This is a genomic window from Secundilactobacillus silagei JCM 19001 (assembly GCF_002217945.1).
Lineage (GTDB): Bacteria > Bacillota > Bacilli > Lactobacillales > Lactobacillaceae > Secundilactobacillus > Secundilactobacillus silagei.
Genome location: NZ_BCMG01000025.1, coordinates 1 through 1,729, shown reverse-complemented (window position 1 = coordinate 1,729; position 1,729 = coordinate 1). Strand labels below are relative to the sequence as shown.

1 rRNA gene is annotated in these 1,729 nt (G+C 51.0%); it reads right to left on the bottom strand.

Annotated features, from left to right (window positions below):
• A 23S ribosomal RNA gene (locus CES79_RS12340) occupies positions 1-1,729 on the bottom strand; the annotation flags it as partial.

The window sequence follows — 1,729 nt, the reverse complement described above, 5'->3', positions numbered from 1 at the left end:
TCTCCCGCCACGCTGAGTGGCGCGGGTTAGAGTGTTCACACAACAAGGGTCGTATCCCACCAGCGCCTCCACCGAAACTAGCGTTCCGGCTTCTACGGCTCCGACCTATCCTGTACAAGTTGTGTCAACACCCAATATCAAGCTATAGTAAAGCTCCATGGGGTCTTTCCGTCCTGTCGCGGGTAACCTGCATCTTCACAGGTACTATAATTTCACCGAGTCTCTCGTTGAGACAGTGCCCAGATCGTTACGCCTTTCGTGCGGGTCGGAACTTACCCGACAAGGAATTTCGCTACCTTAGGACCGTTATAGTTACGGCCGCCGTTTACTGGGGCTTCATTTTTGGGCTTCGCCGAAGCTAACTCATCCACTTAACCTTCCAGCACCGGGCAGGCGTCAGCCCCTATACGTCATCTTACGATTTTGCAGAAACCTGTGTTTTTGATAAACAGTCGCCTGGGCCTCTTCACTGCGGCTGCACTTGCGTGCAGCACCCCTTCTCCCGAAGTTACGGGGTCATTTTGCCGAGTTCCTTAACGAGAGTTCACTCGCTCACCTTAGGATTCTCTCCTCGACTACCTGTGTCGGTTTGCGGTACGGGTAGTAAGATACTCACTAGAAGCTTTTCTCGGCAGTGTGACGTCAGCCACTTCCCTACTTAAATTCGGTCCTCATCACAGCTTGTCTACACGGTTGTAAGCATTTAACTAACAACCAGACTTGCTGCTTGAACGCACATATCCAACAGTGCGCACGGCTTAGCCTCCTGCGTCCCTCCATCGCTCAAACATATCTTACTAGTACAGGAATATCAACCTGTTGGCCATCGTCTACGCCTTGCGGCCTCGACTTAGGTCCCGACTAACCCTGGGAGGACGAGCCTTCCCCAGGAAACCTTAGTCATTCGGTGGATCAGATTCTCACTGATCTTTCGCTACTCATACCGGCATTCTCACTTCTAAGCGCTCCACTAGTCCTTACGATCTAGCTTCACCGCCCTTAGAACGCTCTCCTATCACGCAACCTAATGGTTGCATCCACAATTTCGGTGGTATCCTTAGCCCCGGTACATTTTCGGCGCAAAATCACTCGGCTAGTGAGCTATTACGCACTCTTTAAATGGTGGCTGCTTCTGAGCCAACATCCTAGCTGTCTATGCAACTTCACCGCCTTTTCCACTTAGGATACACTTAGGGACCTTAATTGGTGGTCTGGGCTGTTCCCCTTTCGACGATGGATCTTATCACTCACCGTCTGACTCCCGGATATAAATCTATGGCATTCGGAGTTTATCTGAATTCAGTAACCCATGACGGGCCCCTAGTCCAAACAGTGCTCTACCTCCACGATTCTTCATCCGAGGCTAGCCCTAAAGCTATTTCGGAGAGAACCAGCTATCTCCAAGTTCGTTTGGAATTTCACCGCTACCCACACCTCATCCCAGCACTTTTCAACGTACACGGGTTCGGGCCTCCAGTGCGTTTTACCGCACCTTCACCCTGGACATGGGTAGGTCACCTGGTTTCGGGTCTACATCAACATACTGAAACGCCCGTTTCAGACTCGCTTTCGCTACGGCTCCGACTTTTCATCTTAACCTTGCATGTTAACGTAACTCGCCGGTTCATTCTACAAAAGGCACGCTGTCACCCATTAACGGGCTCCAACTAATTGTAGGCACATGGTTTCAGGAACTATTTCACTCCCCTTCCGGGGTGCTTTTCACCTT